This is a genomic window from uncultured Tateyamaria sp., assembly GCF_947503415.1.
Taxonomy (GTDB): Bacteria; Pseudomonadota; Alphaproteobacteria; order Rhodobacterales; family Rhodobacteraceae; genus Tateyamaria.
Window position 1 is genome coordinate 551,482 of the sequence record NZ_CANNDS010000001.1, and the last position, 23,723, is coordinate 575,204.

Here is a 23,723-nt window from a genome sequence, read left to right on the forward strand (position 1 = left end):
GGCTCCTTGTTAGAGGTTGACTGGGGGCGTGGTGATGGATGCCAGCGCCGCCGTGGCCATCAGGATAAGCAGCACGGCGATAGCCTCGAAGTAGATCGACCGGCGCAGATGGATTGCGGCGGATGGTGCGCCGCGGGCAAGCGCCGGGACAAGGCGCCACTTGTTGAACGCGGCAATGATCATCAGCCCCGTCACGATGATGAGCTTCATCAGAAGCGTCCAACCGTAAGCGGTGGTGAAGAGTGCGACCAGCGAACCGGTCATCAGCCACGCGAAGGTCGCGCCCACGAGGATCAGTAGCGCGACAGTCACGCTGGCGATCTGCCCAAACCGGTGGAGCAGCGCAGCCCCGCCCGCGTCTTTGGCTGCGTGCCGCAAGGGGGCCAGAGCGCCGACCCAGAAGGCCGCCGCCAGAAGGTGGAGGGTCAAGAGCGACGCAAGAAGCCAGCGAGGATCCCCGAGCGCATGCCCCACAGAAGTGTAGGATACGCCGATCATCGCCGCCCCAACCAGACCTGCCACAAGGCCAGCGATGCTGTCGAACATCGCCGTAAAAACCAGCGCGGTCCCTACGCTGTGCCAGACTGCGGCGGTCCCAAGAGGGCTGTCCCAGACAAAGCCCAGCATCATCGGATCGAACGCCCCTTGCAGTCCCATCCCCGAGATACGCCCGGCACGGATGCCAAAGCGGACAGCCAATATTGCCAGACCAATCAGCGCGGCCACAATTGCGATCTTGCGGGCAAGGCGACGCACATCGGTTGGAGCCTCAGGGAACGCGGCAAGGAAAAGGGGCCCTCCCATCGCCAAGAGCGCCGCGCCATAGCCTGCAGCTTTGGCGATGATGGCTGCAATGGCCCATTCGTCGATCGGAGCCAGCCCCTCCATGACAATCAATCCGCGACTGTGAAGCCAAACGTGCCCTGCATCGGGTGCCCGTCCGCCGACAAGCCCCGCCAGTCGACCGTATAGGCACCGTGCGGCAGATCGGCGGGTGGCATGGCGCGAAACTCGGTCACGGGATCCATACCGGTCTCGCGCGCGACGGCGACGTCCCCAGCGGGCCCGGTCATTGTAATCGCGGTCACGCGCATCGGCGCATCGAACCGCAGTTCGATAACCTCGACCTTTTCCATCGTGGCATCGTTCGCAGGTGTCGTCTGTTCCGCTTTCGAGTGCGCCCAAACTCCGGTCGCCATCGCGGCGAGAGCAAGAGCGGCAAAGAGGGTCTGTCTCATTTTCGGTTCTCCATTGCGGTGTGGCGGGCGCGGATGTCCTCGGGCCACGTGGATTTGATATAGCTCAGAACGGCGATGATTTCGTCATCCGTCAGGACGCCTTCATAGATCGGCATGTTCGAGGCATAGTCAGGGTCATTGATCAACGCGCCCACGCCGTACTTGGTCAGCCGAAACAAGGTGTCGCCGTCGTGGTGCCATGTGTGGCCGGTTTCGTCATGGGGCGGCGCGGGAAGCCGTCCGTCCGCCTCCGGGATCCGCCAGTTCGCTTGCCCCTCAAGTTCAGTACCGTGGCACGAGGCGCAGGACGCGTCATAAACGGCGGCTCCGGTTTTGATGACCTTGGGATCGGTATCGCGCAAGACGACCCTGTCCATCTCTGCCGAGACTGCGCCCAAGGAGTAGAATGCCACCGTCAACACGACCACGCTGGCACCTGCGGTCCAAATGGCGCGCCTCATAGACCCGCCCGATGGAATACCACACCCTTGCCCGCAGTGCCGCCAAACGCGATGACATCATATTGTGCGGTTGGATCAGTTCCCATGCCGGGCGATCCTGCGGGCATGCCGGGCACGGAAATGCCGGTGATGGCGGGACGTTCTTCCAGCAACTTTTGAACTGCTGCAAACGGCACATGCCCCTCTACCACATAACCGTCGATCATAGCCGTGTGACAGGCCCACAGATCGCCGGGGATATCCATGTCGAGTTTGATCGTCACCACATCAGCGGTGTCGGTGATGTCAATGTCGTACCCCTCCTCACGGGCCAACGCGACCCACGCCCCGCAGCAGCCACAGGTGGGGCTTTTGGTAACGTGCATTGTTCCGGGTTCGGCCATGTTGGAATGGCCATCCGCAAGGGCCATGTCGCCCCACCCAAAGGATGCGACCCACAGGGCCAATGCGGTGGTTGAGGCAATAGACGTGAGACCTGTCTTGATTGCTGTCATAGCGTGTTCCTCTCGAAAGAATTGCGCCGATCTGGTTCGGCACCGGGCAAAGCCCGTCTTGATGTCATTGATTGGATTTACGCCGCACCCCGACAGGGTCCGGCAGACATCACACCGCGCGGGGCGGGTCGAGAGGACCTGAAGGATTGATACCATCCGGCAGGACGCCCACCGCGCAAAACACCGTGTCGTGCGCGGATGGTGCCGCGCCGTGCAGGTCCGCTGCAGGAAGTACCGCCGCCAGGATATGGCACGATTGGGCGCGTTCGGTGCTATCCACGCAGCACGGGGGTTGGTCGTCGGGCATATGCTCACCGCCCGCATGATGATGCCCCGCCATTGGCATGTGGCTCGCCTCCGCCACTCCGGAGAGTGGTGCGGACAATGTCACGAGGACAATCAAAAGAAGGCGAAACAAACCCATGAGATATACCTACATGCCGTTTGTGGACGTATGCAAGCAACCGTTGGGCGTTGCCCAGAGCCGAGACCACTAATGTCCGTGCACGTCCTCACCACGCGCCATTTTCAGATGGTGCGCGCGATGGTGGTCCTGACTGGCCATCAGGCCGAAGAAGCCCAAGCCCCTAATCCGCGCGACAACCGCAGGATTATCGCTCGTCACATGTAGGTCCACACCTGTGTCAGTGTTCTTCGCCTCAACGCTCCAGCGCTCATCGAGAGCAAGCTGTGCCGCATGGGCTGGCACCATCCGGCGCAAGGCGGCGACAGTCGTTGCGTCCCCGGTCGCGGATGCGATGATCCCGTTGGGCAGCGACGATTGTGTGACAATGGCATCTGTCACCAGACGGTCCATGTCGATCAAATGCGCCCGCAAACCCGTCAAATCGACGCGCGACCAATCCGTGGTCGGATCAGCCTCCAACACGCGCACAACTTCGGACAGGGCTGCGAAGGCGCCTTGCCCGGGTTCTGTCAGCACGGCATCGACCGGAGCCTGATCGTGCGACGTGTGCTTCGTTCCATGGACGTGGCTGGTTTGCGCAATTGTAGACGCCGCGCCCCCGATCAGGGCTATCGCCGTCAAGATGAGTGTCGCCCGCATTCCGTGCCTCCTGTGAATGACCGGGACACTCTATGCCAGCAGCACCGATGACTGTATGATCTCTATCATGTTCACTTGGCTTGATGTTTTCGATGATGCGCCCGTTCAAAAGATCGAGAAGGGCACAGCCCTGTTTCACCGCGAAGACCTGGTGCAACACATGTACCTGGTGCGCAGCGGCGCAGTCGCTTTGGAGCGCGCAATGGCAGATGGCACGTCCCTCACCTTGCATGTTGCGACATCGAATATGGCGCTGGCCGAGGCGTCGTTGTTTGCCAACACCTATCATTGTGACGCGGTGGCTAGGGCGCAGTCCTTCGTGGCCAAGCTTCCACGTGCAGATTTCCTAACCATCTTCAGGAACCGCCCGGATGCCGCGTTGAGCCTGATCGAAACCCACGCAAGAGAAGTGCAAGCACAGCGGGCGCGGATCGAAATCCTGCGCTTGCGTCGCGTTTCCGACCGGCTGGATGCATGGCTGGATCTGTATGGTGAACCGGCAAAGGGTGAATGGATCCGCGTGGCCGAGCAAATCGGCGTATCGCCACCGGCGCTCTATCGTGAGTTGGCAAGGCGACGTGCCTGACACGTAGACTTGGCGACTTCAGGCTTCTGCAGGTCATTGCGTGACGCGGCCCGGAAATCCGTGAAGCTACCGTCTGGCGGCTATTCCCGACCCGCCCAATACTGCCCTTGCACCTAGCCGCAGATTCTGCGCCGTCGTCCAACTCTACAAATGCGAATTGGCGTCGTGGGAGGTCACCGGACTCCAGAAAATCAACAGTGAAGACACTAAGCCTGTCGACCATGTGCAAGCATCGTTCTCTAAATGTGTAGCAGGCATGCTGGTGGTCGCCTCGGCTCCTACTGGCCATGCAAAGACAGCGTCAACACACGGCGCTATTCAATTTGTCAAAGCCTGATAATCGACTAACGTGTGCAAGCAGTGGATGAAATTCCATGACTTCGGGACTGCCGTTGAAACAAAAAAATAGGGAGAAACGTATGAAAAACCGATTCTTAGCAGGTGTTGCCACAACACTCTTGGCCTCCGCATTGAGTGTCGCCGCAGCAAGTGCCGACGTGCTCGACACCATAAAGGAACGTGGGACGCTCATCGTGGGAGTCAAAGCGGACTACAAGCCGTACGGGTTTCTGGACACCTCCGGCAATGTGATCGGTATTGAACCGGATCTTGCAAAGGACGTAGCCGACAAATTGGGTGTGGCCATCGAATACGTGCCTGTTGTCAGCTCCAACAGGATGCAGTTTCTTGAGCAAGGCAAGATCGACTTGATGATCGCCACGATGACCGACAGACCGGATCGCCGTGAGGTCGTGTTGATCCCCGACCCCAACTATTACTCATCCGGGACCAACATTCTTTCACTGAAAAGCCTTGGCTTGACCGAGTGGGAGGATCTGCGGAACAAGCCGGTCTGCGGTATTCAAGGCGCGTTCTACAACAAAGCCACATCGCAAAACTACGGCGCCGAGATCGTTGCATTCAAAGGTACGGCGGAGGCTTACTCGGCATTGAAGGCAGGCAACTGCGCTGCGTTCGTCTATGACGACAGTGCAATTGTCGCCAAAACAAATGACCCGGAATGGGCCGATTACGAGATGCCGCTCCAGACCATTGACGATGCGCCATGGGGTCTGGCGGTTGCATTGGGCGAGGAAAACTTTGCGCAGATGATGAGCGATATGATCATCGACTGGCACAAAACTGGCCGCATCCTCGAGCTTGAGACCAAATGGGGTGTCACCAATACACCATTCGCCAAGGCGATGAACGAAAAATACAATCAATAACAATGGGATATCGGGGCGGGCACCGCTCGCCCCGATATCATCTTCGGGGGAGCAGGCATGGACGTTATATACGAATGGTTTCGTCTCTTGTATCAGGAGACGGGGATCAACCTGCCCTTCCTTTATGACGAATATGACCGTAACCGGATGGTCGACGGCTTTCTAACCACCGTCTGGTTGTCTTTGGTCTGCCTCTTCTTCTCTGTCATTATCGGTGTGATCGGCGCATGGCTGCAGGGGTCTTCCTTCAAATGGACGCGCCGCTTTGTGAACGGCTATATTCAGTTGTTTCGCAACACGCCGCCGCTCGTTCAGCTCTACTTTTTCTACTTTGCGATCGGCACATTGCTTCCGCGGGTCGAAAACGACTGGGGCGGGCAGTCACCCATTTTGGGCAGCTTTGCATGGGCAGCGATCTCGCTGTCCTTCTTTGCAGGCGCATTCAACGTTGAGATCTTCCGCTCGGGGATTGAAGCAGTGCCGAAATCCACCGTCGAAGCGGCGGAGGCATTGGGTTTCTCAAAGCTGCAAATCTATCGCGACATTACGCTGCCACTGGCCTTCCGGGTGGTCCTGCCAGCGCTCAACAACAATTTGGTCAATCTGGTCAAAACCACGACGCTGGCTTATGCGATTGCGGTGCCAGAGATGTTGTACGAGGCCAACCAAATCTGGTCTGACAATGTAAACGTGACCGAGATGATGATCTTCCTGTTGCTGGCTTATTTCGTGCTGGTCGGCGTGCTGGTTGGCGCAATGAACCGCTGGGAACGTGCCATGAAAATTCCGGGGTACGGCTGATGACTTGGAAAACCGATCTGCCCGTCATGCTGCCTGTTACCAAGCCAGAGCCGGAACCGTTCCTTGGCCTCAAAGCGTGGCACATCCTGCCCGTTGCTCTGTTTGCCATTCTGGGTCCGTCACTGGGCTTTGCACAAACAGAGGACGGCGGGCAAAACCCCTTGGTCGTTCTGATGAACTGGGCCCCTTTGTTGCTGCAGGGCTTCGTTTTTAATCTTGTCATTTCCGTCAGCGCCATGGCTTTGGGGACGGTCGTCGGCGCACTTCTGGGCCTCGGGCAAATCTCGTTGATCCCGGTCGTCCGTGGTGGCTCTTGGTTCGTTACGCAGTTCTTTCGAAACGCGCCCTGGCTCGTCCTGCTGTTTTTCGCGATGTTCCTTTTGCCTTTCGAAATCAGCATTCTGGGGCTGAAAATACCGTTCCCGGACTGGCTGAAAGCGATCCTCGGTCTGTCGTTGCCCGTGATGGCAAACGTGTCCGAGATCGTGCGCGGTGCAGTCAGGTCATTGCCCAGCGGTCAGTGGGAGGCCGCCGAAAGCCTTGCCTACACACGGATGCAGACCCTGTGGTTGATCATCCTGCCGCAATGCGTCAAGCGCATGTTGCCCCCTTGGATGAACCTCTATTCCATCCTGACAATGGCCACCGTTCTGGCGTCGATTGTGGGCGTGTCCGAAGTGATGACGCTAACGGGGCAAGCCCTTGCCTCGGAGGGAGGCCGGCCCGAACTGCTCGCCCCGTTCTACGGCTTCGTTTTGCTGCTGTTCTTTATCTACTGCTATCCAATCGCACGTTTCACGGTGCGGTTGGAAAAGAAATTCGCTGTTATTGGCTGAGGACGCATTATGAGCTGGAACACTTCCGACCCGATGGTGTCCCTGAAGGATGTGCATAAATCCTTTGGCGACCTAAAAGTCCTGAATGGCGTCTCACTTGACGTGATGAAGGGAGATGTCATTTGCATCATTGGGCCATCTGGATCAGGTAAATCCACCCTGATCCGCTGCATCAATGCACTCAACGACATTCAGCAAGGGTCGATCCTTGTCGAAGGCCAAGAAGTGAATGATCCGAAGTTGAACAAGCTGGAACTGCGCAAAAAGGTCGGCATGGTATTCCAGCAATACAACCTTTTCCCGCACAAGACCGCGTTGCAAAACGTCATGATGGCACCCGTCCGCGTGCTCAAACAAGACAAGGACGCGGCCGAAAAGAGTGCACGCGCGCTGATCAAGAAAGTACGGCTGGAAGGCAAGGAAGACGCCTATCCCGGCGAACTATCTGGTGGGCAACAGCAGCGGGTGGCAATTGCACGCTCTTTGGCGATGCAGCCCGACGTTATCTTGTTTGATGAAGTCACAGCTGCGCTTGATCCGGAAACCGTTGGCGAGGTGTTGCAAACCATCAAGGATCTGGCCGAAGACGGTATGACCTGCATCCTTGTCACCCACGAAATGGCTTTCGCACGCGAAGTCGCTGACCACATCTATTTCACGGACCGAGGCGTTATCGTCGAGCATGGACCGCCAGACACATTCTTCAAGAATGCTCAGGATCCCAGAACAAAAGAGTTTCTGAGTCAGATTCTATAGAGGTTCAAACCATTAACAATACGATGCGCGAGGCTGCAACTGTCCCGACCGGTCGGTAGGCCTTTGAAGGCGTATCTATGGATCAAGGTAAACGCCAAATCGTTCACAGATGATCTTTCAGCCCACAGCCGTCCATCGGAGCGTAAATATGCTGCGCGGCGGACTGTTTACTGGCATTCTCTGCGACTTCGGCAGATCGTCATACTCACCCGTCACGGACAACAGATCTTGGGCAACGTGCGCATCGTGCTTGCCCAGACCAGCTTGAATTCATACCGGCGCTTTCTGGGTATTGCTCATGCGTTTCCATCGCTGACAAGACCTGCCCTAAGGCTGGTTTCGACCAATTCGGCGACGGTCCCGACGTCCATTTTCTCCAAGATACGCGCACGGTGATGATCCACGGTACGCGGGCTGATGCCGAGTTGCCTAGCGATTTCCTTGGACGAGTTCTGACCCGTGCGCGTCGCAAGGAGCAAGGAAATCTCTTTCTCTCGGTCGGTCAAAGACTGAAACCTTGCCATGATCCCGGACGTTTGCACCGCCACCGCACGACGTCGCCTGTCGGTATCAAGTGCCGCTTCAATTCGTTCGATAAGCACAGATTGCTTGAAGGGCTTTTCCAGAAAATCTACCGCTCCCATTTTCATGGCTTCGACGGATTCCGGAACGCCCCCATGGCCGGTGATGAAAATCACCGGAAGCTGGCTTCCCATGTCTCGCAGGTGTTTCTGAAGCTGAAGACCATTCATTTCGGGCATGCCATAATCCAGCAGCAAGCAACCGGAGATGTCACGGTCGTAGGTATCCAGAAAGTCTTGTGCTGTCGCAAACGTCTTCACGATGTAGCCACGCAGCCCCAGCGCACGGGATAATGAGCCTCGAATGTCCGCGTCATCGTCCACGAGAAATACGAATGGACCGTCATCCATGGTCAGAGCCTTTCAGTGGAAGCGTGAAGCTGAAGCGCGCGCCCTTTGCAGATCGATCGTGCCATATCTCGCCGCCATTTGCTTCGATAAGGGTCTTGCTGATTGACAGACCCAACCCCATCCCATCGCGTTTTGTGGTTTCAAAGGGGGTGAACAGTTGCAGGCTGTCCGCAATGCCGGACCCACCATCCTCGACGTCCACGCGGGCAAATCCATCTGTCGCTTCCGCCGAGATGGTGACTTTGCGCTCACTACAGTCACTTTCGGCAATTGACTCGATCGCATTGCGAATAAGGTTGACGACAACCTGCGCGATTTGAACGTGGACCGCGCGGACCTGAAGTTCCTCACCCTTGACCAGTACGATATCGATTGAATGTTGTCGCGCTTCGGACCGCACAAGCCGCCGGGCCTGCAAAAGCAACTCGCGGATGTCGAAATCATCGGGAATGTTTTCATCTTTGCGGACCAACGCACGCAGCGCACGGATGATGTTGGCCGCCTGGTGCGCTTGTTGGTCGATTTCGCTCAACAGACCCTTCACATCCGTTGTCTTCTCGGGGGTGTCGCCGAGGATGTATGCGGCCGCATCCGCGTTCTGCGTTATTGCAGTCAGCGGTTGATTAAGCTCGTGCGCCAACCCGGTTGCCAACTCTCCCATCATCTCCTGACGCGAATAATGCGCGATCTCGCGGTGCAGGGTTTCAATTTTCTCTTCGGAAACACGCGCTTGTGTGATGTCGTCAATCGTCGCCACGATGTAGGTGCCACCACTTGAATCTGCCGGAAAGAAAATGCCGTTGAAATTGATCCATATTGGGGCCCCGTCTTTCTTGATGGCTTTGGCCTCGAACCCAAATGCCGAGTGCCCTGCAATCCGTTCCATGAATTCGTTCAAAGCATCCTGATCTTCCGCGGAAAGTCGCGACTGAAAGGTCGTACCGACCAGTTCTTCCTCAGCAAAGCCAAATAGTTTGGCAAAGCTCTCATTCACACGCAGCAACCGACCGGTCGTGCTCTCGATGTGGACCATCCCGCGCGACGCTTTCTCAAAGGCAAGTCGGTATTCCGCCTCGGTTTTCTTGCGTTGCGAAATCTCTTTGACAAGCGCGGTGTTGGCATTCTCCAACTCTTTGTAAGTCGTTGGCATGGGCTCGTTCGGATTGACCTCTCCTTGAGAGATCAACGCGGATCTGACAGCAAAGGCCCGCACAGGGGCATGGATCCTGTTTGCCAGCGCCAGCCCCAGCAAGGCAGTCACCGCAGCAACGGCCACGGCGATCAGCGTGTTTTGCGCTCGGTTTTCCTTGATGATCCCGATGAAGTCGTTTTCCGGAGCGTACAGCACGATTGTCCACGGGATGTCGTCCAGTCCGAATGGCATGATCAAGGACACAAACTGTTGCCCCTGATGCTCAAAATCAGTCTGGATCAACCCATCTACGGCGACGCCATCCGCTGACAGACGGTCGCCAAATGCCGCGCGTGCGATTGGGTCTTCCAACGTGTCAATCGAAGGAAAACTGAGACGTCCATCATTGGTTTCGGTTGTCAGCAATTCGGGATCCGGATGCGCGATCACGTCACCGTTGCGGCTCAGGATGAACGCCGCACCGGTTTTGCCAATCCTCAACTGGGACAGAAAATTCGACAGCTCTTTGATCTCGATATCAACGCCCACGACACCTTGGACATGATTGTCAAAACCTATCACTGGTGTTGCGGCAGTTATCCCGGGCGACTGCGATGTAAAAAAGATGTACGGGTCTGTCCAGATGCTGCTGCGATACGCCTTTGCCTCTTGGTACCAAGGCCGACTTCGCGGGTCATATCGATCTTCGGGGTCAAAAAAACGACCCACCGACGCAAAGTTTTCACTTCGCTGGATAAACTCGGTGCGTTCTTGGACGCCGACCGCTACATCGACAATTTTTGTGACGTACTCGCTTGCGCCTTGCCTTTTGACATAGACAAAATTGCCGTCTTCGTCGCCGTAGTAGGCCCCCGCGAACTGCGGCGCAGACCTGAGCTGTTGAAACAAAAGGCCTTCGAGATGATCGCGTTCTTCACGCCTGACAATCTGGTTTGACGCTAGCGCCGTCGACAATTCAGCAGCGCTGCGTGCCGGGGACATGAACCACTTTGTGTGCTGGATCACGTTCGTCCCCACATCCACCATCTGTGTCCGGGCGTGTTCGAGCAGTGTTTTTTCGGACGTGAAATAGGAAGAAGAGACGACCACCGCGATCGCCAGCAGCTGTAGCCCGGCCAAGGCAAGAGCTAGAATTGCACCAAGGGACTTCATCGTACTTTAGCTCACCGCACCGCGCCAGTTTTCAGCCAAAAGCCTAAGCGCTGGGGTAGCAGAAGTGAACTGTGAAGACAAAACCAATGAAATTGCGCCCTGCCCCGAAGGACAGAGCGCGCAAGCCAGAAACACTCACTACTGGGCAAGCTGTAATGCTTGAAAGGCAGTTATAAAAACATAGGACTTTTTGAAAAAGGGAACTCGTTACTGGTATAAAGACTACCCCGTCGCTCAAGGGTCGGCTATTCGCGAAACTACCTAGGTAGTATTGCCTACGCCCTTCGTGCACATGTGCGGGGCAAGACTTGGACAATCAGGCTGTGAGGAATCAGACCTGTTCCCCCAAAAGGAATGAGAAACGAGGTTGACCCATAAGAGTACCATTGTGACCTACTCCGTTTAGGGTCCGCTACTGTAGGTTGGCTCTGTTCAGGTTTTAACCTTCCTGTGGCCGGTGAACATTTTCAGCCGGTGTCATACCAGCGAGGCCAGAATGTGGGCGGTCGTGTTTGGGCCAAGGTAGCAGTCTTCCGTACTGATCGAGTTGACTGACGGCGGCCCAATGCTAACGCCTACAGGATCTGTGTCTGCTGCCCTGCAGTTTCGGCAAAGCAGACCTTGCTAACAGTAGAGCACCGCTGTCTCTGGATCCAAAAACAGGTGTAATGACGTCGCTTTGCACAATACTGTCCGTCATGGCACCGCACAACTATGCTTGGGCCTTCCAGATCTTCATAAACCGTCTTGGTCTCTATTCCCTCACCGTACCCCTCTCTATGGCGGAGTAACTGTCGCCGACGATCCAGGCGCTCATCCTAAGACTTGGACGGGACTGGGACATGCCCCTTTTGGCTCTACACCTTGAGCAAGCGCTTGCTTCGTCCTTTTTTGTGTGGCTTTCGAAGTTTTTCCAGAGAACTATCTAAAATGTTGAGTTCTCCGCGTTTCAATACAAATTAGTAAATGCAGCTGATTTTGCGACTTTCAAATGTTTTCGGGGAAGCGATCTGCTCCGCCTTTTCCAAATAATAATTTGGAATCGGTGATTTGGATGGACCAATTCGATAAGGGCGTCTGGCAACAACGGTCGCGCAGTTGGGCCTATGGCAAGCCTTACATCCATCCGGAGAAGCGTACGATCAACCTGCGCTCGACCAGAAGCACAGGCACAACAAACGTCAGTGGCTACGGGGGCGCAAACACGCCATCGAGGCCGCTTTGGCCAAGGTGAAGAGCCGGCGCATGCCCCTCGATCAGACCTCCGAGACGGGTGGGAACTCTATCAGTGGCGAAGGACTCCTTGTCATGTTAGAAATCGCGCAACAGTTGCACAGCGAATTCCTCTATCCCAGTGATCTGTGTGAAGCCTTTCAGCAGGGGTCAGAAGAACGACTACAACGAAACAAAGGCAATCGCCGAGGCGGCACTTCGGCCCAGCCTGCAAACCGTGTCCGAGAAGAGCGAGGATCAACTCGATCTATAGGCACTGCACCGGGTCAGATCGTATTTGGTGTCCCGCCGAACGGCGACCATCAATCAGACCCGCGCGTTCCTGATTGAGCAGGGCATCACGGTACGGAAGGCGCTGCGTGCCTAGAAGAACTCGGTCGAGACGATCTTGGAAGAACGCAAGGACGAGATATCGCCGCGCATGCGATCGATCCTGATCGGACTGTACGGTGACTGGGTGTGGATGGACCACCGGATCAAGACAGTCTCAGCAGAGATCGAAGAGATCAGTCGAACCGAAGAGAAGCGCGTCCACGTCATGACGGTCCCAGGCATTGTTCCGATGATCTCGACAGCGATGGTGGCAGCGATTGGTAAAGGAGAGGCCTTTGAGCGCAGGCGAGATTTTGCGGCGTGGGTGGCATTGATTCCCAGACAATACAGCACCGGGGAACGAACGGTCCTTGGGCGTACTACCAAATGTGGCAGCAGATATCTTAGGATGCTGTTTGTTCAGGCGGCGAAGATCATCATGATGCAACCGCATCGTTGGCCCGGCTTCAACTTCGGCGATTGGCTGGCGCACGCTTGTGGCCATATGCATCGAAGTAAGGCCGCTGTCGCCCTTACAAATAAACTGGCGCGTATGGCCTGGAGCATATTGAAAGAAAAAACGGCGTTTGATGCGCCACGAGACCAGGTTTCCATTGACGTCTGACTTGGCGGGGAAGGCCAATTCTCGGGTCACCTGATTGTGTTCCGAGGGTAGCGGGGTGATCTGCTGAGGATCGTTTGGTGGGAAGACCAGGGGGCATGCCTGTTCAGCACACGGCTGGACCGCGGGCGGCGGCACAAGTCTCCCCGGACTTGCTGAAATACCGTCCTGCAAAGCTGCATCGAACCCCGCCACCTGACTGCTTGCAGCGGATTTTAGGTCCACATCTCCACATCGACATCGAAACGCAGCCGCCAATCGCTCACTTCGCCCCAGCTGTGACCAACTGATCCGCGACCAGCGAGACGAAACCATTTACCCCGCATTTCAATTTTTTGGAGTCCCCGCTGACGGCCAGAATGTCGCTGGCCATCGCATGCACGACCTGATGCTTTGAACCCTTGTTGTAAATCGCCATGCCGAGTTTCTTGAGATCTTTCTTTGCACCGTTCTTCAATTTGAAGCCTTTGATGATCGCATTCCAATTCGCCTTGTCTACGGCCTCTTTATTGAATTTATAGTACCTGATGACGTGACAGTCGTGAGCCTCCATTGCTGCTTCGAAATCGGCCATGCTGGCTCCCGCCGGGATCTCTCCGGCATCGACCATGACCTTGTAGAGCCTTTCGCCCTCCTTTTTGGCGGCAAGGACACCTTTGCTGTGAAACACTGTCGTGATGCCCCTCAGTTTACTGGCGTTCTTTGCCAAGACCTTGCCAAAATCGAAACTCCCGTACTTGGAGATGAACTTGGCAAGTGCCTTGGTGAAATCAGCAACACCTTCCTCCTTGAGCACATGAACGACCCTGAGACTGCCGACGATGCTTCGGATTTGATGACGGACTGCGGTTTTGTTGCCCATTCGGTTGTCGTCAAGCGCCTGCTTCATCGCCTCGTAGAATTTTGGCTTGTATGCGCCCAGTTTGCGCTCGTTTATCTTCTGTGAATCCAGAAACGCATCAATACGTGCTTGGTCTTTCTTGCTCATGCGAAAATCCTCTAACGTAGGGTGACTGTTCCTGTAGGTGCCGGCGAAAGCCCAAACGGTTCATTGACGGTCTTGTTCGCACCTTTTCTTGCCCGGCAGGAACGGTCCCTAAGCGAAAAGCGGCAGCTAGCCGGATGTGGTGGCCAATGATATCTCAAGCTCCGCCGTGTTCGAGGAAATCGTTCATCGGTCGAATTTATTGGTTGCAGCTACAGCGCCGACATACCAAACGAGTTCTTCAGTTGAGCTAAAGGGGACCTGTACGACAAAGAACTCTTCACCGCTGGGCTTATCTCCAGCTAACTTTGCAGCAACGTGTCCTTACCTAGAAGCCGCTCCGCACCTCGCATACCGACAACCAAGTTGGATCCCGCCTCGCTAGCCATCTTTTGGATCTAGCGGTTTCTGAGATTGTCTTGTTTGCTAAGGCGTATTGTATCCTGAGCGGCTCCCTGAGTGATCGCAATGACGTGAACCCCGCAGGTACGAGCCTTGAAGGTAAGACGGGTCATCGTGCTCTAAATGACTCTCCGTTATTCGTCAGAACTAGCCAGCCAATCGACCATCTCGTCATGAACGACGAAGATGTAGGGCAGGCGGTCCCGTGGCGGCGCGATATCGTTACACTCAGATATCTTAGGAGCACGTTTTGACTTGATCAGCTCACAACGTCGATCCATTTCGGCAACGATCGTATTGAGTTTCTGACGTCAGCGATGATTCCCAACTGGATGTGCTTGTTGCGATGCATGAACAAACAGCTATTCGTTACACCAAGTTAAACGGCTGAATTGTCCGCAACCCACTGTTAGCGGTGTTCTTCTCCCTGTATCTTGCGTGAATTTCCGGTTCTGTCACCGGACAGCAATACAAACCATCATGCATCTGCCGCATTTTTGTTCTGCGAGAGCACGCAGTGCGAAAACCGAATTCACAGGAGGGGCGCTTTGCAGTCATCGGAGGCATCGCGAGCCGCAACGTATCAGATGAGCATTGCTCAAACGGCCCATTGCTGCCGCTTACCAGCTCTTAATCAAGCTGCGGTGCGGCCTGCCAGAGGAGACAATCGCTGCAAGCGCAGAATTTATGTCAGGTCGAACGCACTGTCTGCGAGACGAAATGGGCTTTCGCTGCGATTGTTACGATGGCTGCTTTCGGTCACGAGCTGATGGCTCAAGGGTCGTTGCGACATTCTTGTCCTGATCGGCAATGCTGCATCCACCCAAGCACACCGTAGCCGAAACATTTGTATAGGCTTATCTGCGTGAAATTTACAGGCCGGACCAGAACGAAGCCAAGCGCTGCCAGCCACTACAGCAATGCTACATTGCCAGATCAACAAGATGAATTTGCCTGGTTTGGCAAAACACACGCGGTGACGGCATTGGCCACATTGATCAGCAGCAAAGACGACGAAAGCCATCCGTTTGGTCTGTGACTGCGTCGAAGCTGCGTGAACCTTCTCGAGTGATTGAGAAAGATCAAAGCTGCGCCCGCCATATCATGCTTCGTATGCCCATCTCGAAGGAGCCTGCAGTGCATGTTTGAGTGGTTTATCGCAGTTGACCCCATCCTACAGGCGTTGCTGGCTGGGCTGTTCACTTGGGCCATCACAGCCGTAGGTGCCGCGACCGTTTTCATCGCCAAAGACGTCAATCGCAAGTTTCTGGACGCGATGCTGGGGTTTTCGGGGGGTGTGATGCTGGCCGCCAGCTATTGGTCGCTGCTCGCGCCCGCGATTGAGATTGCCGAGACCGGATCAACACCCAGTTGGGTGCCCCCCGCCATCGGGTTTCTGCTGGGCGGCGCTGTGCTTTGGGTGTTCGACAAATCTCTGCCGCACCTGCACCTGGGCTTTCCCATCGAAGAGGCCGAAGGGCCGCAAACAGCTTGGCACCGTTCGGTGCTTTTGGTCACGGCGATCACCATACACAACATCCCGGAAGGCTTGGCTGTCGGGGTCGCATTCGGTGGGATCATCGCCGGGGTCCCGTCAGCCAGCATTGCGGCGGCAATGGCCTTGGCGCTTGGGATTGCCATCCAGAACTTCCCCGAAGGCGTGGCCGTCGCTGTCCCGCTGCGCGCCGAAGGGATGAGCCGCGCAAGAAGCTTCTGGTACGGGCAGCTTTCCGCAACGGTCGAGCCCGTCGCCGCCGTCGTCGGGGCCGCCGCTGTGGTGATGGCCGCCCCCATCCTACCCTACGCGCTCAGCTTTGCGGCGGGTGCGATGGTCTATGTCGTGGTCGAAGAACTGATCCCGGAATCGCACCGCGAGGGCAATGTCGACCTGGCCACCGTCAGCCTGCTGCTTGGCTTTGTCGTCATGATGGTGCTGGATGTGGCGCTGGGGTGACCCGACTGCACCCGGCGGACGGGCGCTTAGTCCGTCATTGCCTCCACACTGCCATCCAGATCCATCAACAGCAGTTCCACATCCAGATCAGGTTCGCGGGTCCTGATCTCGTCGGCCAGCGCCTCCATCCAAATCATGTGGATGATGGTTTCACGTTCGCGTTCATCCGCACAGGTTGGGCCAACAAAGGCTTTGCAGGCACCACAATCGCGATGATCAATGATGATGACCTTGCGAATTCCATGCAGATCGCGTGCCAGTTTGACATGCTGCCAGAATGTTTCGGCCCACGCTCTGGTCTGATCGGACATCACACCGATGGCCCCACCAGCCAGAACGATCTGGTCATACCGGCCCCGCAGGCCGCGCCCCTCAAGGTAGTCCGCAACAGGCGCAATAAGGCGATGGTCCATGCAATTGAGCACCAGAGCCTCGGTTGTACTGGCCTGATTTCCCGACGTTTTGGTTTCGAGGTGTGCAACGTTCATATTCATGGTCTTGCTCCTCCAAAGCTGTCTGCAGGCCGGAAAATTCCTGCCTGCGACACGCACGATCAAAGTTGATTGATTGGGACTTTCAGGTAGGACACGCCATTGTCTTCAGCCGGAGGCATCTCACCGGCGCGGATATTAACCTGAACCGATGGCAGGATCAGCGTTGGCATCGACAGCGTCGCATCCCGCGCCTCGCGCATCGCAACGAATTCATCCTCGGTCTGGCCTGCGCCGATATGGACATTCTTGGTCCGTTCTTCGCCAACTGTCGTTTCCCACTTGTACTCATCGCGGCCCGGCGCCTTGTAGTCGTGGCACATGTAAAGCGTCGTCTCGTCCGGCAGGGCGAGGATCTTTTGAATTGACCGGTACATCACTCGCGCGTCACCGCCGGGGAAATCAGCACGCGCTGTGCCGTAATCCGGCATGAACATCGTATCGCCCACAAAGGCCGCGTCGCCCGCAACATAGGTCATGCACGCAGGGGTGTGGCCGGGGGTATGCATCGCCTTGATCGTCATGCCGCCCACGGCGAATTCTTCGCCATCTTCGAACAGATGTTCGAACTGGCTGCCGTCCGTCAGAAACCCCTTCTCGACGTTGAAAACCTTGGCAAAGACTTCCTGCACGTCCCTGATATGCGCACCAACCGCTGTGGTCCCGCCCAGCTGCTCTTTCAGATACGGCGCGGCACTCAGGTGGTCCGCATGGGCGTGGGTTTCCAAGATCCACTCGACCGTCAGATCGTTATCCTTGACATGCGAGATGATGGCGTCGGCAGACGCCGTGCTGGTCCGCCCGGATTTGGGGTCAAAATCCAGCACGGAATCAAGGATCGCACAGCTTTGGCTGTCTGGATCCTTGACCACATAAGACACTGTATTGGTCGGTTCATCAAAGAATGCTTTTACATCGGGGGTCATGTCGGGGACTCCTTTCAGGTTTCATTGTGACGGGCACTGCCCTGCCCTTGATTGATCATTCTCAATTCCAGGTCCCGGTCGCCGGTTAGGGTCGCGAAAGCACCGTCTTGCCCTTGACGAGATAGGATTGCCTTCTTATCTGCGCAAGTATGAAGATAAAAGAAATGAACTCCGCCGCGGATGATGTCTGCGAACTGATGACGCTCCTGTCGAACAAGAGCCGCCTGATGATCCTTTGCCTTCTGACCGAGGGCGAGAAATCGGTCGGCCAACTGGCAGAAGCGGTTGGCATCCGGGACACGGCTGTGTCCCAGCAACTCGCCGTTCTCAGACGCGAACGGATCGTGAAGCCACGGCGCGAGGGACAGACGATGTTCTATCGCATCATCAATCCCGACGTCGCCGAGGTTCTGGAGTTCCTCTACGCGAAATACTGCGGCGATGTCGCAGAACCAAAGGAGAGAAGAGATGACGCTCAAGACAATTGACGCCCACAAGACGCACGAGTTGTTGAAATCCGGCAAGGCCGTTCTCATCGACGTGCGCGAACCCGATGAATACATCAAGGAACACGTGCCAGAGGCGCATCTGGTGCCGCTCTCTGGCTTCAATCCCGAAGACTTTCCAAAAGATCACGACAAGATCGCCGTGTTCCACTGCCGCAGCGGCGGCCGGACCGAAGCCGCGGCACCGCAAATCCTGCGCACCGGCTTCCGCGAGGTCTATCAGCTCGAAGGCGGCATTCAGGCCTGGCGCGAGGCCGGGTATAAGCTGAACGAGACCGCCCGCGCGCCGATCAGCATCATGCGGCAGGTCCAGATCACTGCCGGAAGCCTTGTGCTTCTGGGCATCGTGCTGGCCGTCCTTGTCAATCCGTGGTTCGCCGCCCTGAGCGCCTTTGTCGGCGCGGGTCTGACACAGTCCGGTATCACCGGCACCTGCGCCATGGCCAGCATGTTGAAACACATGCCCTGGAACCGGGTGATCTCCGGCCAGCAGGCGGTTGCTGACCCCGCGCTGATCTAAGGAGACGACCCATGCAGACCGGTATGCTGAAACGGTATCTACCCCTTCTTGAGTGGATGCCCGGCTATGACCGCCAGATGCTGGCCAGCGATGGCATGGCCGGTCTGATTGTGGCGATCATGCTGGTCCCGCAGGGCATGGCCTATGCCCTGCTGGCCGGTCTGCCGCCCGAAGTGGGACTTTATGCCAGCATCGTGCCGCTGATCTTTTACGGTCTGCTGGGCAGCAGCCGCGCATTGGCCGTGGGCCCGGTCGCCATTGTCTCTTTGATGGTGGCCACGACCTTGGGCACATTGGCCGAGGCTGGCACGGTCGGCTATCTGGCCGGTGCCGTGCTGCTGGCCTTTCTCAGCGGGGCGATCCTTCTGGGCATGGGGCTGGCGCGACTGGGGTTCCTCGTGAACTTCCTCAGCCATCCGGTCATATCCGGTTTTTCAAGCGCCGCAGCATTGGTCATCGGCTTTTCGCAACTCAAGCACCTCTTGGGCTTTGATATCCCCCGCAGTCACCTGATTACCGAAACAATCGCGCATGCAATCACCCATATCGGCCAGATCAATCCTGCGACCTTCGGCATCGCTGCCGTATCGCTGGCGATCCTGTTGGTCTGGAAAGGCCGATTGGGGGCCTGGATGAAAAGCGCAGGCATCAGCGCGGGCGTGACCGATGCAATATCAAAGTCCGGGCCACTGGTGGCGGTTCTGGTCACCACACTCGCCGTCTGGCTCCTTGGTCTCAATCAATCCGCAGGTGTCAGCATCGTGGCTGATATCCCCGCGGGTCTGCCGCCCTTCACGCTGCCTGCATTCGACCTCGCATTGATGCAGCAATTGCTGCCAGCGGCCTTGCTGATCTCCCTTGTTGGGTTTCTCGAAAGCGTGTCGGTGGCCAAATCCCTTGCCAGCAAACGCCGCCAGAAGATCGACGCCAACCAGGAATTGGTCGCCCTCGGTGCTGCCAATATCGGCGCATCCTTCACCGGCGGCTATCCCGTGACCGGCGGGTTCAGCAGATCGCTCGTCAACTTCACCGCAGGCGCTGTCACGCCTTTGGCCTCCATCATCACCGCCGTTCTGGTCGGGATCACGGTCCTGCTGCTGACCCCCCTGCTCTACTTCCTGCCCAAGGCGACGCTGGCCGCGATCATCGTTGTGGCCGTCGCCAACCTCATCGACGTCAAGATGGTCCGCGAGACCTGGGCCTACAACAAGACCGACGCCCTGTCGCTGATCGTCACCTTCGTGGCCGTACTCACCATCGGGATCGAGATGGGCATTGTCATCGGCGCCGGCCTGTCCATCGCGCTCTACCTCTACCGCACCAGCCGCCCGCACATCGCCGTGGTCGGGCGCGTGGGCGAGACCGAACACTTCCGCAACGTACTGCGCCACAAAGTGCACACCGACGACGACATCCTGATCGTGCGGGTCGATGAAAGCCTCTATTTCGCCAACACGGCCTATCTGGAGGACGAATTGCTGGCCCGCGTCGCGGATCAACCGCAAATCAACCACCTTGTGCTGATCATGAGCGCGGTGAACTTCATCGACGCCAGCGCACTGGAGACGTTGGAAACGCTGATCGAACGCCTGCGCGACGCGCGCGTGACCTTGCACATGGCCGAAGTGAAAGGCCCCGTCATGGACAAACTGCAACGCGTCGATTTCGAGCACACCCTGGGCGACGGCAATGTCTACCTCAGCACGCATGAAGCGGTCGCAGACCTGAAAGCTGGCTCAACGCGCCAGGTCGCCTGACTCCCGTCGCATCGCGCTCAACTGTCCGAGATCGCGTTTTCCAAAGCCAGTTTCGCCATGCACAGCTTGTAGCAATGCGCAAACTCCGCACAGGCAAGGCAATCGTCCCATTCCGCGAGATCCGTCTGGATACTGCGCGCCGACCGCGCCAACCCGACACTGTCCAGCTCAAACGAAAAAACCTTCCCCTGCATCTGATCATTCTCGGAAAAGTGCAAACTGTCGTGGAACATGGTGCCGTAGCAATGCTTGTGCCCGGTCATGCCGCCGCCTCCCGCAGCAGCGCGCCAATATCCGACGGGTTCAGAACCCGCCCGCTGGACACGACCTTGTCGCCAATCACCAGACCGGGCGTCGACATGACCCCATAGCGCGCGACGTCGATAATGTCGGTGACCTTTTCGATCTCGACATTGATGCCTTCGGCGTCTGCGGCGGCTTTGGCGTTCTCGGCCAGAGCCACGCATTTCCTGCAGCCCGACCCCAGTATCTTGATGTTCATATGCCCTCTCCTTCTGTCAAACAAACAAATGCGCTGTCGCGTTGAAAACAATTCCGATCAGGATGATCCCCACCGTGACAATCCCGATAAACACGCCCAACAGCGGCAGCCTGACCACGCGCTTGAGCATGATCATCGAGGGCAAGGACAGCGCCGTGACGGCCATCATGAAAGTCAGCGCGGTCCCCAGACCGACACCCTTGTCCACCAAAGCCTCTGCAATGGGCAAGGTCCCGAAGATATCGGCGTACATCGGCACGCCCGCAACGGTTGCGACCAGAACGGACCACCATTTGTCCTGCCCCAAAAGGGCCGCGATGAACCCCTCGGGGATCCAGTTGTGGATGGCCGCGCCAATGCCGACACCGATCAGCACGTAAAGCCACACGCGCCCCGCGATCTCCGCCACCTGTGCGCTGGCATAGCTCAGCCGTTCACGCCTGCTGATCGCTCCGTCATTGTCAGGGTCGCTGACCGGGCTTTGGTAGACGAATGCCTCCACCTGATCCTCCAACCTTAACCGCCCAATCAACGTGCCCCCCAGCACGGCAAGAACCAGGCCAATGGCGACATAAGCCAACGCGATGGACCAGTTGAAGATGCTCGCCAGCAAGATGACCGACGCCAGATCGACCAATGGCGACGAAATCAGGAATGAAAAGGTGACCGCCAGCGGCAAACCCGCACTGGTGAACCCGATAAACAGCGGAATGGACGAACACGAACAAAACGGGGTGATCGTGCCCAGCAGGGCGGCAACCGTATTGGCCCACAGACCCCGACGCTGCCCCAGAATGCGGCGCGTGCGCTCGGGCGGGAAATAGCTTTGTACGTAGGAAATGCAGAAGATCAGAACGGACAACAGAATAAAGATCTTGATCACATCATAGATAAAGAAATGAATGCTGCCGCCGATCCGCCCGGTCGTGTCCAACCCGAACCCGTCCCGCACCAACATTGTCACCAAATCCGACAGCCATTGCATGCGCAGCAGTTGATCATTCAGCCAGATAAATATCTCTTGCATGACAAGTGTCGCACCCGATCACATTGCAGTCTCCTTGCGTTTAAGGGATCAGGCGCGCACGATGTTGATATCGCTCAAGAGCGGCACCATCCGTGGCCTATCTCTGCCACGCAAATGTGCACAATGAACCGATAGACTCTAGGCGTATAACCAATCTGGCTGACTATACCCATCCGCAAATCCAACAGCTGTGTGCCGATCTGACCAAATCCGAGGACACCCCTCGTGGCAAGCTGTCGACATTGGCGGGGTCAGGTTGCCCATTTTGCGTCGTGTGAGGCGAAATCGGTCGTCATCCAAGACAGGTGTGCCTGCGGCTCGTGATCCACGCCTTGCTGCACCACCTGTTTTGACAAAGTACCAGCGCTGACACGGCAACTTGTTCAATTGCGCTTGATCAATGGGGAACCGGACATCTTGCGCCATGCTGGTCCGAACTGGGCTTCTGAAGTCATTCCTGGGGTACAAAGCAGAATGAAAGACACCGACACTGTTCAGCTGCGGCGATCGATTGGATTGACCGGACTTGTCCTCTACGGGCTCGGCGTCACGATCGGGGCCGGTATCTACGTTCTGGTAGGTGAAACGGTCGTCCGCGCCGGTTCCTACGCGCCTGCATCCTTCCTGCTTTCCGCCTTTGTGATGGGGTTTACTGCGGGGTCCTTTGCCGAACTGTCCGGCCGTGTGCCGCAGGCCGCGGGCGAAGCCGTGTATGTCGAGAAATCCTTTGGCCTTGCGTGGTTGACCATCGCCGTAGGACTCGCCGTTTTGGCCGAAGCGATGATTGCGGCGGCGGCCATCGCCGTGGGGTCGGCGGGCTATGTCGCCGAACTGATCGCCCTACCGAGCGAGGTTCTGGTGACCTGTATCGTGGTCCTCATGGCCACGGTTGCCGCATGGGGCATACGGGAATCCGTGACCATCGCGGGTGTGATGACGCTGGTCGAGGTTGCTGGTCTGCTGATTATAATCGTTCTCGCGTTCACCCAGGATCCCGGAAGCCTCGCAGACCTGCCACGTTCACTTGTTCCGCCACTTGGCGACTGGCCAGCAGTGTCCGGCGTGCTGGCAGCCAGCATGATCGCCTTTTTCGCCTTCATTGGATTTGACGATGTCGTCAACCTCGTCGAGGAGGCGAAAAACCCCGCACGGATCATGCCGTGGGCGATAGGCATCACGCTGGCCACGGTGACTATCCTGTATGTTCTGGTCTCGTTCGTAGGCACGCAAATTGCCACTGCCGAGGAGATGGCCAGTACCGCGGCCCCGATCAGCCTGCTGTTTGAACGTCTGGCCGGATTTCCGCCGCTCGCCATCACCCTGATTGCCATCCTTGCAACGATGAACGGGGTGGTCATCATTTTGATCATGGCGGCCCGCGTCACTTACGGGATGGCACAGGCGGGCCGGTTGCCCGCGTGGGTGGGTGCGGTGTCACCGCGCACGCAGACGCCGGTGCGGGCAACTGTCCTTGTTGCCGCCGTCGTGCTGGTTCTGGCGGTCTTCACTCCGCTTGACACACTGGCCGAGACGTCCTCAGAGGTACTGCTGACAATCTTTGCAATCATCAATTTCGCACTCGTGTGGTTCAAGTTGAAGCGGGTGCCGGCGCCCCACGGCGCGTTCACGGTGCACATCATTGTGCCAATTGCGGGCACGATATTTTGCATCGCGCTGGTGTTGGGTTCCGCGCTGGCCGGCGGCTAGGGATCGGCATCGCGTGAACACAGCATGGACCGACGTATGCACTCCTAATACCATTGCGTTCAACGCACCCTAACC

General features: G+C 57.1%; 25 protein-coding genes and 1 pseudogene. 12 read left to right on the plus strand and 14 right to left on the minus strand.

The features are described 5' to 3' along the window. Positions 1-9: 9 nt before the first annotated feature. The 6 genes from Q1A32_RS02650 to Q1A32_RS02675 form a co-directional block, all read right to left on the minus strand. Positions 10-888, minus strand: a complete 879-nt coding sequence (locus Q1A32_RS02650) for a copper resistance D family protein (RefSeq protein ID WP_299649122.1) — start codon at positions 886-888, stop codon at positions 10-12. A 5-nt stretch (positions 889-893) separates the two neighbouring features. Further along, positions 894-1,238: a copper resistance CopC family protein gene (locus Q1A32_RS02655; protein ID WP_299615049.1), complete on the minus strand. Its 345-nt coding sequence runs from the start codon at positions 1,236-1,238 to the stop codon at positions 894-896. After that, positions 1,235-1,699: a cytochrome c gene (locus Q1A32_RS02660; protein ID WP_299649125.1), complete on the minus strand. Its 465-nt coding sequence runs from the start codon at positions 1,697-1,699 to the stop codon at positions 1,235-1,237. Before Q1A32_RS02660 ends, Q1A32_RS02655 begins: the two co-directional genes overlap by 4 nt. Further along, positions 1,696-2,193, minus strand: a complete 498-nt coding sequence (locus Q1A32_RS02665) for a DUF411 domain-containing protein (RefSeq protein ID WP_299649129.1) — start codon at positions 2,191-2,193, stop codon at positions 1,696-1,698. The genes Q1A32_RS02660 and Q1A32_RS02665 overlap by 4 nt, the downstream gene beginning before the upstream one ends. 109 nt (positions 2,194-2,302) lie before the next feature. After that, positions 2,303-2,617 (minus strand): hypothetical protein, encoded by a 315-nt coding sequence (locus tag Q1A32_RS02670; RefSeq protein WP_299649132.1) that lies wholly within the window; start codon positions 2,615-2,617, stop codon positions 2,303-2,305. A gap of 69 nt (positions 2,618-2,686) precedes the next feature. Continuing rightward, entirely contained in the window at positions 2,687-3,259 is a 573-nt protein-coding gene (locus Q1A32_RS02675) for a hypothetical protein (protein WP_299649135.1), read from the minus strand. Between the two features lie 67 nt (positions 3,260-3,326). Between Q1A32_RS02675 and Q1A32_RS02680 the strand changes: the two genes are divergently transcribed. From Q1A32_RS02680 to Q1A32_RS02700, 5 genes are all read left to right on the plus strand, one after another. Further along, positions 3,327-3,845: a Crp/Fnr family transcriptional regulator gene (locus Q1A32_RS02680; RefSeq protein ID WP_299649140.1), complete on the plus strand. Its 519-nt coding sequence runs from the start codon at positions 3,327-3,329 to the stop codon at positions 3,843-3,845. Between the two features lie 374 nt (positions 3,846-4,219). After that, positions 4,220-5,074, plus strand: coding sequence for a transporter substrate-binding domain-containing protein (locus Q1A32_RS02685; protein WP_299649142.1), 855 nt, complete (start codon positions 4,220-4,222; stop codon positions 5,072-5,074). Positions 5,075-5,131: 57 nt separating this feature from the next. Next, positions 5,132-5,875, plus strand: coding sequence for an amino acid ABC transporter permease (locus Q1A32_RS02690; RefSeq protein ID WP_299649145.1), 744 nt, complete (start codon positions 5,132-5,134; stop codon positions 5,873-5,875). Continuing rightward, the gene (locus tag Q1A32_RS02695) at positions 5,875-6,711 is read left to right on the plus strand and encodes an amino acid ABC transporter permease (protein WP_299649149.1); all 837 of its coding nucleotides are present in this window, start codon (positions 5,875-5,877) and stop codon (positions 6,709-6,711) included. The genes Q1A32_RS02690 and Q1A32_RS02695 overlap by 1 nt, the downstream gene beginning before the upstream one ends. Before the next feature lie 33 nt (positions 6,712-6,744). Then, positions 6,745-7,467, plus strand: coding sequence for an amino acid ABC transporter ATP-binding protein (locus tag Q1A32_RS02700; RefSeq protein WP_366141221.1), 723 nt, complete (start codon positions 6,745-6,747; stop codon positions 7,465-7,467). Between the two features lie 296 nt (positions 7,468-7,763). Here Q1A32_RS02700 and Q1A32_RS02705 read toward each other — a convergent pair whose 3' ends face one another. Next, the gene (locus tag Q1A32_RS02705) at positions 7,764-8,399 is read right to left on the minus strand and encodes a response regulator transcription factor (protein ID WP_299649155.1); all 636 of its coding nucleotides are present in this window, start codon (positions 8,397-8,399) and stop codon (positions 7,764-7,766) included. Next, positions 8,392-10,704 carry a cache domain-containing protein gene (locus Q1A32_RS02710; RefSeq protein ID WP_366141192.1) on the minus strand — a complete coding sequence of 771 codons (2,313 nt, stop codon included), beginning with the start codon at positions 10,702-10,704 and terminating at the stop codon, positions 8,392-8,394. The genes Q1A32_RS02705 and Q1A32_RS02710 overlap by 8 nt, the downstream gene beginning before the upstream one ends. A 1,348-nt stretch (positions 10,705-12,052) precedes the next feature. Here Q1A32_RS02710 and Q1A32_RS02715 point away from each other — a divergent pair. After that, positions 12,053-12,874, plus strand: a pseudogene (locus Q1A32_RS02715) (IS110 family transposase); the annotation flags it as partial. A 259-nt stretch (positions 12,875-13,133) separates the two neighbouring features. On the opposite strand, the gene Q1A32_RS02725 reads toward Q1A32_RS02715, so the two are convergent. Next, the gene (locus tag Q1A32_RS02725) at positions 13,134-13,859 is read right to left on the minus strand and encodes a hypothetical protein (protein ID WP_299649158.1); all 726 of its coding nucleotides are present in this window, start codon (positions 13,857-13,859) and stop codon (positions 13,134-13,136) included. A 1,264-nt stretch (positions 13,860-15,123) separates the two neighbouring features. On the opposite strand from Q1A32_RS02725, the gene Q1A32_RS02730 reads away from it, so the two are divergent. Next, positions 15,124-15,297, plus strand: coding sequence for a hypothetical protein (locus tag Q1A32_RS02730; RefSeq protein ID WP_299649161.1), 174 nt, complete (start codon positions 15,124-15,126; stop codon positions 15,295-15,297). A gap of 102 nt (positions 15,298-15,399) precedes the next feature. Next, complete coding sequence (locus Q1A32_RS02735; RefSeq protein WP_299649164.1) at positions 15,400-16,212, plus strand: ZIP family metal transporter; 813 nt, start codon at positions 15,400-15,402, stop codon at positions 16,210-16,212. Positions 16,213-16,238: 26 nt separating this feature from the next. Here the strand turns inward: Q1A32_RS02735 and Q1A32_RS02740 are convergent, their stop codons facing one another. Both Q1A32_RS02740 and Q1A32_RS02745 read right to left on the minus strand, forming a co-directional pair. Then, positions 16,239-16,706, minus strand: a complete 468-nt coding sequence (locus Q1A32_RS02740; protein ID WP_299649167.1) for a carbonic anhydrase — start codon at positions 16,704-16,706, stop codon at positions 16,239-16,241. Positions 16,707-16,765: 59 nt separating this feature from the next. Beyond that, on the minus strand, positions 16,766-17,629 hold the full coding sequence (locus Q1A32_RS02745; protein ID WP_299649170.1) for an MBL fold metallo-hydrolase: 864 nt from the start codon (positions 17,627-17,629) through the stop codon (positions 16,766-16,768). 164 nt (positions 17,630-17,793) lie between these two features. Between Q1A32_RS02745 and Q1A32_RS02750 the strand changes: the two genes are divergently transcribed. From Q1A32_RS02750 to Q1A32_RS02760, 3 genes are read left to right on the plus strand one after another with little or no spacing between them, the layout of a single operon-like run. Beyond that, positions 17,794-18,117, plus strand: coding sequence for a helix-turn-helix transcriptional regulator (locus Q1A32_RS02750; protein WP_299649173.1), 324 nt, complete (start codon positions 17,794-17,796; stop codon positions 18,115-18,117). Continuing rightward, positions 18,098-18,655 (plus strand): rhodanese family protein, encoded by a 558-nt coding sequence (locus tag Q1A32_RS02755; RefSeq protein ID WP_299649176.1) that lies wholly within the window; start codon positions 18,098-18,100, stop codon positions 18,653-18,655. Before Q1A32_RS02750 ends, Q1A32_RS02755 begins: the two co-directional genes overlap by 20 nt. An 11-nt stretch (positions 18,656-18,666) precedes the next feature. Next, on the plus strand, positions 18,667-20,412 hold the full coding sequence (locus Q1A32_RS02760) for a SulP family inorganic anion transporter (protein WP_299649179.1): 1,746 nt from the start codon (positions 18,667-18,669) through the stop codon (positions 20,410-20,412). A gap of 17 nt (positions 20,413-20,429) precedes the next feature. Here the strand turns inward: Q1A32_RS02760 and Q1A32_RS02765 are convergent, their stop codons facing one another. Genes Q1A32_RS02765 through Q1A32_RS02775 form a run of 3 tightly spaced genes read right to left on the minus strand, consistent with a single transcriptional unit; the run spans position 20,430 to position 21,941 of the window. After that, a complete protein-coding gene (locus Q1A32_RS02765; RefSeq protein WP_299649182.1) occupies positions 20,430-20,675 on the minus strand; it encodes a hypothetical protein in 246 nt (81 codons plus the stop codon). Continuing rightward, the gene (locus Q1A32_RS02770) at positions 20,672-20,914 is read right to left on the minus strand and encodes a thioredoxin family protein (RefSeq protein WP_299649185.1); all 243 of its coding nucleotides are present in this window, start codon (positions 20,912-20,914) and stop codon (positions 20,672-20,674) included. Before Q1A32_RS02770 ends, Q1A32_RS02765 begins: the two co-directional genes overlap by 4 nt. A 16-nt stretch (positions 20,915-20,930) precedes the next feature. Continuing rightward, the gene (locus Q1A32_RS02775; protein WP_299649188.1) at positions 20,931-21,941 is read right to left on the minus strand and encodes a permease; all 1,011 of its coding nucleotides are present in this window, start codon (positions 21,939-21,941) and stop codon (positions 20,931-20,933) included. A 474-nt stretch (positions 21,942-22,415) separates the two neighbouring features. Between Q1A32_RS02775 and Q1A32_RS02780 the strand changes: the two genes are divergently transcribed. After that, the gene (locus Q1A32_RS02780; RefSeq protein ID WP_299649191.1) at positions 22,416-23,648 is read left to right on the plus strand and encodes an APC family permease; all 1,233 of its coding nucleotides are present in this window, start codon (positions 22,416-22,418) and stop codon (positions 23,646-23,648) included. Positions 23,649-23,723 lie beyond the last annotated feature (75 nt).

What these genes read in the sequence shown, in the direction of transcription:
- Q1A32_RS02650 (WP_299649122.1), bottom strand. Translation starts at nt 888, where the DNA reads ATGGAGGGGCTGGCTCCGATCGACGAATGGGCCATTGCAGCCATCATC.
- Q1A32_RS02655 (WP_299615049.1), bottom strand. Translation starts at nt 1,238, where the DNA reads ATGAGACAGACCCTCTTTGCCGCTCTTGCTCTCGCCGCGATGGCGACC.
- Q1A32_RS02660 (WP_299649125.1), bottom strand. Translation starts at nt 1,699, where the DNA reads ATGAGGCGCGCCATTTGGACCGCAGGTGCCAGCGTGGTCGTGTTGACG.
- Q1A32_RS02665 (WP_299649129.1), bottom strand. Translation starts at nt 2,193, where the DNA reads ATGACAGCAATCAAGACAGGTCTCACGTCTATTGCCTCAACCACCGCA.
- Q1A32_RS02670 (WP_299649132.1), bottom strand. Translation starts at nt 2,617, where the DNA reads ATGGGTTTGTTTCGCCTTCTTTTGATTGTCCTCGTGACATTGTCCGCA.
- Q1A32_RS02675 (WP_299649135.1), bottom strand. Translation starts at nt 3,259, where the DNA reads ATGCGGGCGACACTCATCTTGACGGCGATAGCCCTGATCGGGGGCGCG.
- Q1A32_RS02680 (WP_299649140.1), top strand. Translation starts at nt 3,327, where the DNA reads ATGTTCACTTGGCTTGATGTTTTCGATGATGCGCCCGTTCAAAAGATC.
- Q1A32_RS02685 (WP_299649142.1), top strand. Translation starts at nt 4,220, where the DNA reads ATGACTTCGGGACTGCCGTTGAAACAAAAAAATAGGGAGAAACGTATG.
- Q1A32_RS02690 (WP_299649145.1), top strand. Translation starts at nt 5,132, where the DNA reads ATGGACGTTATATACGAATGGTTTCGTCTCTTGTATCAGGAGACGGGG.
- Q1A32_RS02695 (WP_299649149.1), top strand. Translation starts at nt 5,875, where the DNA reads ATGACTTGGAAAACCGATCTGCCCGTCATGCTGCCTGTTACCAAGCCA.
- Q1A32_RS02700 (WP_366141221.1), top strand. Translation starts at nt 6,745, where the DNA reads ATGGTGTCCCTGAAGGATGTGCATAAATCCTTTGGCGACCTAAAAGTC.
- Q1A32_RS02705 (WP_299649155.1), bottom strand. Translation starts at nt 8,399, where the DNA reads ATGGATGACGGTCCATTCGTATTTCTCGTGGACGATGACGCGGACATT.
- Q1A32_RS02710 (WP_366141192.1), bottom strand. Translation starts at nt 10,704, where the DNA reads ATGAAGTCCCTTGGTGCAATTCTAGCTCTTGCCTTGGCCGGGCTACAG.
- Q1A32_RS02725 (WP_299649158.1), bottom strand. Translation starts at nt 13,859, where the DNA reads ATGAGCAAGAAAGACCAAGCACGTATTGATGCGTTTCTGGATTCACAG.
- Q1A32_RS02735 (WP_299649164.1), top strand. Translation starts at nt 15,400, where the DNA reads ATGTTTGAGTGGTTTATCGCAGTTGACCCCATCCTACAGGCGTTGCTG.
- Q1A32_RS02740 (WP_299649167.1), bottom strand. Translation starts at nt 16,706, where the DNA reads ATGAATATGAACGTTGCACACCTCGAAACCAAAACGTCGGGAAATCAG.
- Q1A32_RS02745 (WP_299649170.1), bottom strand. Translation starts at nt 17,629, where the DNA reads ATGACCCCCGATGTAAAAGCATTCTTTGATGAACCGACCAATACAGTG.
- Q1A32_RS02750 (WP_299649173.1), top strand. Translation starts at nt 17,794, where the DNA reads ATGAACTCCGCCGCGGATGATGTCTGCGAACTGATGACGCTCCTGTCG.
- Q1A32_RS02755 (WP_299649176.1), top strand. Translation starts at nt 18,098, where the DNA reads ATGACGCTCAAGACAATTGACGCCCACAAGACGCACGAGTTGTTGAAA.
- Q1A32_RS02760 (WP_299649179.1), top strand. Translation starts at nt 18,667, where the DNA reads ATGCAGACCGGTATGCTGAAACGGTATCTACCCCTTCTTGAGTGGATG.
- Q1A32_RS02765 (WP_299649182.1), bottom strand. Translation starts at nt 20,675, where the DNA reads ATGACCGGGCACAAGCATTGCTACGGCACCATGTTCCACGACAGTTTG.
- Q1A32_RS02770 (WP_299649185.1), bottom strand. Translation starts at nt 20,914, where the DNA reads ATGAACATCAAGATACTGGGGTCGGGCTGCAGGAAATGCGTGGCTCTG.
- Q1A32_RS02775 (WP_299649188.1), bottom strand. Translation starts at nt 21,941, where the DNA reads ATGCAAGAGATATTTATCTGGCTGAATGATCAACTGCTGCGCATGCAA.
- Q1A32_RS02780 (WP_299649191.1), top strand. Translation starts at nt 22,416, where the DNA reads ATGAAAGACACCGACACTGTTCAGCTGCGGCGATCGATTGGATTGACC.